General features: G+C 47.4%; 8 protein-coding genes. 4 read left to right on the top strand and 4 right to left on the bottom strand.

Annotation, left to right across the window (positions count from 1 at the left end; all coding sequences use genetic code 11):
• The 3 genes from ACTIE6_RS11495 to ACTIE6_RS11485 form a co-directional block, all read right to left on the bottom strand.
• Positions 1 to 1265 (bottom strand): PepSY domain-containing protein (locus tag ACTIE6_RS11495; RefSeq protein WP_439556770.1); only part of this gene is annotated, 1265 nt, incomplete at its 3' end.
• A 15-nt stretch (positions 1266 to 1280) separates the two neighbouring features.
• Positions 1281 to 1769: a DUF2271 domain-containing protein gene (locus ACTIE6_RS11490; RefSeq protein WP_439556769.1), complete on the bottom strand. Its 489-nt coding sequence runs from the start codon at positions 1767 to 1769 to the stop codon at positions 1281 to 1283.
• Between the two features lie 5 nt (positions 1770 to 1774).
• Positions 1775 to 3250: an ankyrin repeat domain-containing protein gene (locus ACTIE6_RS11485; RefSeq protein WP_439556768.1), complete on the bottom strand. Its 1476-nt coding sequence runs from the start codon at positions 3248 to 3250 to the stop codon at positions 1775 to 1777.
• 200 nt (positions 3251 to 3450) lie between these two features.
• Here ACTIE6_RS11485 and ACTIE6_RS11480 point away from each other — a divergent pair, with 200 nt between their 5' ends.
• Positions 3451 to 4713 carry a hypothetical protein gene (locus ACTIE6_RS11480; RefSeq protein WP_439556767.1) on the top strand — a complete coding sequence of 421 codons (1263 nt, stop codon included), beginning with the start codon at positions 3451 to 3453 and terminating at the stop codon, positions 4711 to 4713.
• Here ACTIE6_RS11480 and ACTIE6_RS11475 read toward each other — a convergent pair.
• Positions 4706 to 4867 (bottom strand): hypothetical protein, encoded by a 162-nt coding sequence (locus ACTIE6_RS11475; protein WP_439556766.1) that lies wholly within the window; start codon positions 4865 to 4867, stop codon positions 4706 to 4708. The two genes, ACTIE6_RS11480 and ACTIE6_RS11475, sit on opposite strands and share 8 nt — an antisense overlap.
• Before the next feature lie 107 nt (positions 4868 to 4974).
• Between ACTIE6_RS11475 and ACTIE6_RS11470 the strand changes: the two genes are divergently transcribed.
• From ACTIE6_RS11470 to ACTIE6_RS11460, 3 genes are all read left to right on the top strand, one after another.
• Positions 4975 to 5946: an aldo/keto reductase gene (locus tag ACTIE6_RS11470; protein ID WP_439556765.1), complete on the top strand. Its 972-nt coding sequence runs from the start codon at positions 4975 to 4977 to the stop codon at positions 5944 to 5946.
• Positions 5947 to 6765 (top strand): helix-turn-helix domain-containing protein, encoded by an 819-nt coding sequence (locus ACTIE6_RS11465; RefSeq protein WP_439556764.1) that lies wholly within the window; start codon positions 5947 to 5949, stop codon positions 6763 to 6765.
• A 126-nt stretch (positions 6766 to 6891) separates the two neighbouring features.
• Positions 6892 to 8206, top strand: a 1315-nt coding sequence (locus ACTIE6_RS11460; protein WP_439556763.1) for a sulfatase family protein, incomplete at its 3' end; no start/stop codon positions are given.

Here is an 8206-nt window from a genome sequence, read left to right as displayed (position 1 = left end):
GAAAATTGAACCCGTTGCGGCAGCCTATGCTGCTGAATGCGTTTTTGAAAATGTGCCGCATTGGTAGGCGGGTTACCCAGGCCGTAGGTTGCAGTCAATACAATGATATGCGAAGCTTTGGGGAAAACATTGAAATTGTCCAGCTCAGTTACATAAGCCGATTTTCCTGCCGCAATCAGCTGCTGGTGGATTGCATTGGCAAAGCTGAATGTGCTGCCGTTTTCTGATCCTACCAATATGATAAACTCGCTTTCGGCGGCGGTGTACTTGTTTTTGACCCGATTGGCGCGACGTTTGAAAGTGATCGCAAAACCGGAATAAATGAAAAACAGGATGTTGGCAGAAGCGATCGCGAGCACAATGGCCCAAAGTGCATTGGTGCGCCCGGTATGCAGGTCGAGGCTTAGGTTGGTAAGTATCACCGACGCAGGATATTTCACCTCACCGAGTATTTCACCTGTGATCTGGTTTACAGTAACTTCCCGCTCAGTCAGTTTGAGTGTATAGTAATCTTCCGGGTCTTCGGAAAAAGGGAACTCCACGGACTGAACATCCGCGAGTTTTGTTGTTTTAAAAATCTCAAATTCGGCAGAATTTCGCTCAGGTTCCGACTTAATCGCGTCGAAATCAACTTGCATGGAAACTTGTTTGGTATCGATCAGTTCAAATCGTGTCAGCGATAGGTAAGTGCCTGTAAAAGCAATAATCAGAATGGGGATCAGCGACAGCCTGCCGAGTGTGACGTGGTAGTATTGCGCAAAGTTGTCACGCACAATGCGGGTAAGAAACCGCTTTAATCCGCGCTGACGCTGTATAATGAGGATGGTACCTGAAATGGTAATCAGCAGGAGGAGAAATGCAGTAAGACCTACGAAAAACCGCCCGGCTTTGTGCAGGAAAAGTGAACGGTGCAATGCGGTAACCCACTCGAAAAACTCCGAAGGCGGAGCGGGCGTACCTAGCAGTTTTCCGGTCAGCGGGTCTACATAAGCGAGCAGTTTATTGCCTTCTGCATCGCTTCCTTTAATCTGTACAAACTGGTTTGCATCCACCGACAATTCGCTGATGCCAGGATATTGTTTTCTTAATAATGGAAGGGTTTGGGAAAGATCGGCTTTGCTGAAATTTTCAGAGCGATAGGACTGTGCTTTTTCTGACAAAGGTTTGAATGCCAGAATAATACCTGTTACAGAGGCCAGGATCAGCAAAAGAAAAGAAGATACAGCCAGTGCAAGGTGGCTGTATCTCCATATTGAAATTGTCATAAAGTACTCCGATTGTTAGTTGGGGCTGAACCGGACGTAGCGAATATAGCCGGTACCCTCACTTTTGGCTGAAAGTGCCTCTGTGGTCAAAGGAATTTCAAGGTCTTTTACATGGTAAGCTTTGTCTTCCACCGCGCTCTCGAACCGGATTTTGTAGCCCGCATCGATTTTGGATTTATCAATCTCGATCACATTCACGCTACGGTCGCCGCCGGTGACGGACGCACCCGTAATCGCGCTGATATTGTCTTTCTTTTTGGCCTGGTATTTATGCCATTCTTTGAGGCTGTTGTACCATTTTTTGTCCGGCCCCAGCACGTACAGCGTTTTTTCGTAAGCGTTTTTGCTGTTGATCAAAGAGATCACCACATAAGCACCTTCGCCCATGTAGTTGGTCATCTGGATCATGCATTTGTACTTATTGGTTGCCTGCGCAAAGGTGGTATTCGGACGCGCAAATGTGAGCGCAGTAAACAGGAGTGCAGTTTTTATGAAGCGGGTCATGAAAGTTATTTCAGGAAATTAACAGTTACATTGTTTTTGGAAAGCGATTCGTTTTCACCGGCAAGGTCAAAAGCAGTTTCGTCAAAGCTGGTCACGATATCCTTTTTCGCGCCGATCGAAATCAGGTATTTGAGCATGCTATCGTCTTTCGCGATCATAGCAGCTTTGTGCAAGGCAGTGATACCTTCCTTGTTTTTTGCATTGACATCAATCTGGTAAGTTTCCAGTTTTTTCACCAATGCGAGGTCATTTTTAGCTACTGCCAAATGGTACAGCGTGTTTCCGTTTTGCTGTGCTGCATTGAGCTTCAATCCTTTGTCTTGCAGGATTTTCAATTTGGCATCGAAATCAGCAGCAGTGCGCGGACTGTAAGATTGAACCAGGTAAGCTGCCAGGTTATCGCCGTTTTTGTCGCTTGCATTTACGTCAGCGCCTTTGCTGAGCAGATAACTTACCACAGCCGGCGAGTTGCCGCGAACCGCCATTGCAAGTGCAGTCGCACCTTTCTGGTTAGCCTGGTTGATGTTTTTTACCTTCGGAGCAAGCAGCGCCAAAGTTGCAGTGTCCGGGTTGGAAGCCGCTGCATTCATGAACACCGTATTTCCATCTTCGTCAGCCTGGTTTACATCCACGCCTTTTGACAGGAAGTAAGTAACAATTTCATCCTGTTTTGGTCTGCGCACTACTGAATGCAATGCATTCTGGCCGTTTTTGGCCGTTACATTCGGTTTGATGTTCAGACTTTCGAGGTATTTGTAAACTTCAATCGGATTAGCGCCGCGGCGTGATCCCTGGGCTGCCATTAACATCGCAGTCGGGTTTGCAGGAACACCTTTTTGCAATAGGGCTTTCAATACTTCAATATTCCCGCCACGCGCCGCATAGCTGAATGCGTTATTGCCGGCAGCGTCGGTGCTTTTCAGGTCCAGGCCTTTTGAAACAAAATAGTTGGTAAGGGTCAGATCTTTATCATTCGCCACAGCCAGGAGCAATGCATTTGCGCCGTCGTGGTTCAGGTCTTTTTTGAGGTTAGCGCCATTTGCAATGCAAATTTCGTAGACTTTCGTATTCGCCTGTCCGGCACCTGCTGCGAAATTGAGCGGGGTGGAACCGTGGCTGTCAATTACATCTGCTTTCGCGCCTTTTGAAACCAGGTACTCCATAATTTCTACATTGCCTCTGCTAGCTGCCCAGTGCAGGTAAGTGCGGCCATCGTGGGTAAGCTTGTCAACCGTATTTCCGGGTTGGGAGAGCAAGAATTCAATGGTTGCCTGCGGGGCTCCGGAGTTAATCGCCATCACGACAGCATCAAAGCTAGCCGGGTTCAGCTGTGCAGGATCTGCGCCTTTCTGGATTTCTGCTTTTACTGTATTCACGTCCGGAGAGTTCTTCCAGAACGCTTGATCAAGAAGGGTGTTTTTTTGCTGCGCATAACCCGCAATGGAAGAGCATGCAAAGAGGGCAATCAGAAGTTTTTTCATAAAAACATAATTAATGGGACGCTCGCTGCCTGCGTAGTACTTCGATACAGGCACGTCACAAAGCTAACGATAATCAGTCTAAATAAAAGACCTTTTTCGAAAGAATGTGCCCGTTGAGGTTACCTGCGTGGTTTTGGGTGTTTAAAGGATTGAAAACAGTTGTTACTTTGTGTAGACTTCCTCTATCACAACTTTATCGTATGATTTCCAAGATTACGCTCATTGCCTTTTTGTTGATATCCTTCCATTATTCAAAAGCCCAGAGATCCTTTGAGCCCGGTTATCTGCTCATTTCCGCCAGCGATACACTGAAAGGATACATCGATTACAAAAACTGGTCGAGAAATCCTGAAACGATCAGCTTCCGGAATACGGCTGACGGAGCAGCAAAAACATACGGATTGAGCGACCTGGAAGGTTTTTATGTGCATGGAGAAAGTTACATCAAAGCAGAAGTAGATGTGAATGCAAGTCCGTCTGCTATTGACGAGCTATCGTATTCCCCTTTACCAAAACTCGAAAAAACGACTGCCTTTCTGTTAACACTTAATAGCGGGCCGAAGAGCTTATATTATCTGAAAGGAAAGGACGAAAAGGTTCAGCTTTATGTCAGCGACAAGCCGGGCGTATATGAATTGCTGGTGGATCACCGGTACCTCGCCAACAATGCGTCGCGGCAGGTTGTAACTGTTAACCAGTACAGGGAGCAGTTGAAGAAGTTTTTTTCTGATTGTGAGGCGGTGATGGCGGGAAATAAAAAGATTTTTTATTCATCCAAAATGGTCAACCAGCTGTTTGACAGGTACTATGCGCAATGTGCTTCCACCAAGCCGGCTATCTCCTACAAATCTGCGACTTCGGTAACCCAGTTCGGGATTATTGCAGGGTTAACGGGTTCGAAATTGAACTTCGAAGGTGTTTATGATCCCAGGCTCGTGCATGGAAATTTCCCGGTATCGCGCAATGCAACCGGCGGACTTTTCTTTAATCTCCTCGTACCCCGACTCAAACAGCGCATTTCGGTCTACAACGAACTCGCATTTGTATCTTATAAGACAAGCAGTGTAGATGAGACCAGGTATACCGGGGATAGCTACAACCGGTGGACCAGCACAATGGGGTACAACTATATCAAGCTTACCAATATGGTGAGGTACTACATTCCGGCTGGTGGGTTGAAGCTGTTTCTGAATGTCGGTATCTCCAATGCAGCTGCCATTTCTGAAACAAACGAGGAAATTATAGAAAGCAAATTTTCCAGCCCGCAGCCACTCGTTTCGAAAAACATAGTGTTAGGCGCTACCCGCAAGCACGAACTGGGATTTGTTGGCGGCGCTGGCGCGACTTACAAGAAATTCGGTGCCGAGTTCCGCTATGAGTTTACCAATGGAATGTCAGCGTTACAGGATTTAAGGTCAACAATCAGCCGGACCTATTTGCTGGTCAGCTACCGGATTAAGTAATTGAAGCGCGGGCTTCAAAACGTGCTGCATCGGCAATATCCTTGCTGGAAGCAGCAGCTTCTTCTGATCTTACAACTGGTTTTTCGTGGAGCAATTTGTCCCATGTTATAAAACCCGCAACAACGCAGGCAATGCCGGTGACGAAACTAGTCACTTCTGCAGCTTTCCCTACCTGAGATTGGAAACTTTTTGAGCCGTAGAGACAAAACATTTGAGCCGCAGGAGCAACTTGCACGCGGCGCGAAATCTGACCTTTGTGTTATGGAAAACATCACAAAAATTCAGCTGGGCCAAAATGGCCCGGTCGTGTCCAAACTAGGTTTGGGCTGCATGCGTATGTCGTCTGTCTGGGGCGGGCCCACAGCTGACGAGACCGAAAGTATCGCTACAATCCACCAGGCGCTGGATAGCGGCATCAATTTTCTGAACACCGGCGATTTCTATGGCGCAGGCCATAATGAAATGCTGATAGGGAAAGCCATTAAAGACAGGCGCGACGATGCATTTATCAGCGTTAAGTTCGGTGCTATCTTTCACAATGGTCAATGGCTGGGAATGGACCTGCGTCCCGTGGCGATCAAAAATTTTATCAACTACTCGCTGACGCGTCTGGGTATTGAAACCATCGACCTTTACCAGCCCAGCCGAATGGACGGCAGCGTGCCTGTTGAAGACATTATCGGGACAGTAGCCGACCTGATCAAAGAAGGTAAAGTACGTTACATTGGTGTATCAGAAATCACAGCCGAACAGCTTCGCCAGGCTAACAGCGTTTATCCGATCAGCGCCTTGGAAATCGGCTACTCACTGGCAGACAGACAGCTAGAGAGTGACTTGCTTCCGGCGGCAAAAGAATTGGGAATTGCCGTAGTCGCATTTGCCAACACCGCCGAAGGCCTGTTAACAGGTAACATGAAAGCGCCGCTTGCCGAAAATGACCACCTCAATCATTTTTCCCGCTTCCAGGGTGAAAACCTCGTGAAGAACCTTGAAAAAGTGGAGGTACTGAAGCAACTCGCCGGCAGCAAGGGCTACACACCCACACAGCTTGCTATTGCCTGGGTGAATGCGCAGGGTGACCATATCATGCCTTTGGTGAGCATGAGCCGCAGGTCGCGTTTGCCGGAAAATATTGCTGCCATGGATATTGTATTTACACCGGAAGAAATGAATACCTTAAACACTACTTTTGCGCCTGGTGCTATCCTTGGCGGCACTTATTTACAACGCTAAATGACCAGTCCAGCAGAAATTCTCCCCGGTGTGATCTTCTATTCTTACCTCTCTTTGGAGCGGAAAGAGAAGGTGGCTTTCTGGAACCATCATACATTGATATTGCAGGTTTCAGGGCACTTTACATTGGAAACATCTTCGCAAAAGATCTCCATGTCCGGAGGAGAAATGCTGCTGATCGGCAGAAACCAGCTGGGTACCCTCATCAAAACACCCGGACCCGGCGGTTATTATGAAACCATCGTGATCTCCCTGCAGGAAGACCTGCTGCGCAGGATTGCGCTGGAAGAGAAGCTGGAAGCAGAGCGAAAATACATCGGTCCGCCCAATATGCTCATTCCAACAAACGAATTCCTGCAGGGATATTTTCAATCCATTGTTCCCTATGCGCGCAGTTCGGGCGCGGAGATGACAGACGAAATGGGCATTCTTAAAGTGAAGGAAGGCGTGAAGTTGTTACTGCTCGCAATGCCGGGGCTCCACAACTTTCTGTTTGACTTTTCAGAACCTTATAAAATCGACCTGGAAAAGTTCATGCTCAGCAATTACCACTTCAACGTGCCCATTGAAAAATTCGCGCAGCTTACCGGTCGCAGTCTTGCGGCGTTCAAGCGTGATTTTGTGAAAACATTCGGTTCCCCGCCGAGACACTGGTTGCAGGACAAACGGCTCGACGAAGCCAAACACCTTATTGAAACCAGACGCGAAAAACCCTCAGCCATTTACCTTGATCTGGGTTTTGAAAGCCTGTCCCACTTCTCACGCTCCTTCAAGAAAAAGTTCGGCAAAGCGCCGACTGCATTGAACAATGCCAGCTAGTATAACAAGCGGCAGAGTTTCTTCAATTTTGTATTATGTATGATTTATTCTTTATTTTGTATCCTGTAAATCATACAGCATTTTAGCTGTGGAATTCATTTCCAGGATTTAAATCAAAACAATACAATGCTGAAAAAAGGCTGCCTACTTACCTGGCTGTTGTTGACCGCGTGGATTTTGCCGACTCAGGCGCAAAAAGCAGGTACAAAGCCAAACATTGTCATTATCATTTCAGATGATCATGCTTTTCAGGCGATAGGTGCTTATGGCAACAAGCTTGTGGCCACACCTAACATCGACCGGATAGCCAGCAGCGGTGTTCGTTTTGACAAGGCTTATGTAACCAATTCCATCTGTGGTCCGAGCCGGGCCGTTTTGCTGACCGGGAAGTACAGTCACAAAAATGGGTTTAAGGATAACGAAACTTCCACCTTTGATCATGGGCAGGACAGTTTTGTAAAACACCTGCAAGCAGGCGGTTACCAGACTGCCTGGATCGGGAAAATGCATCTGGAGGGTAAGCCTGAGGGATTTGATTTTTACAATATTCTGCCAGACCAGGGTTCCTATTACAATCCAGAGTTCATCGGAATGAATGGGGAAAAGATCAAAAAAGAAGGCTACGTAACGAATCTGATCGAAGATATATCAGAACAGTGGCTGGATGCACGGGATACCCGAAAGCCTTTTTGTATTGTAATAGGTCATAAGGCAACGCACCGGAACTGGCTGCCGGATACCGTCGATTTCGGCCGGTATGATGCTGTCAAATTTCCATTGCCGCCCAACTTTTACGATACCTACCAGACCAGATCGGCGGCGGCTGTTCAGGATATGAGCATTGATAAAACCATGCAAATGGGATACGATCTGAAAATGCTGGGATATAGCAAGAAAGGTGAGCCGACCGTTAACAGGATGAATGCGGCCCAGAGAGCCAAGTTCGATGCCTATTATGGTGCAATAGAAGCAGAGTTGCAATCTAAAAAGCTGAGCACGAGGGAGTTGGTAGAATGGAAATACCAGCGCTATCTGAAAGATTATTACAGTACCGCCGCCTCACTGGACCGAAACATCGGCCGCACACTTGACTATCTCGATAAACATAATTTACAACAGAATACGATTGTCATTTATCTGTCAGACCAGGGTTTTTATCTCGGTGAGCACGGCTGGTTTGACAAGCGGTTTATGTATGAAGAATCTTTCCGGACACCGATGCTGATGCGCTATCCCGGTGTTATCAAGCCCGGGACCACGAATGATGACCTGGTCATGAACCTGGATATTGCGCCTACATTGCTGGAAGCGGCCGGCGTGCCTGTGCCTGCCGATATGCAGGGTAAATCAATGCTGCCACTCTTTAAAAACAAACGCGTGAAAGGCCGTGACGCATTGTACTACCACTATTACGAGAACGGGGAGCATTCTGTATCGCCCC

Origin of the sequence: Dyadobacter sp., assembly GCF_051859145.1 — a bacterium.
GTDB lineage: Bacteria > Bacteroidota > Bacteroidia > Cytophagales > Spirosomataceae > Dyadobacter.
Note: the sequence above shows the minus strand (reverse complement) of the source record. Positions and strands in the feature narration are given on the sequence as shown.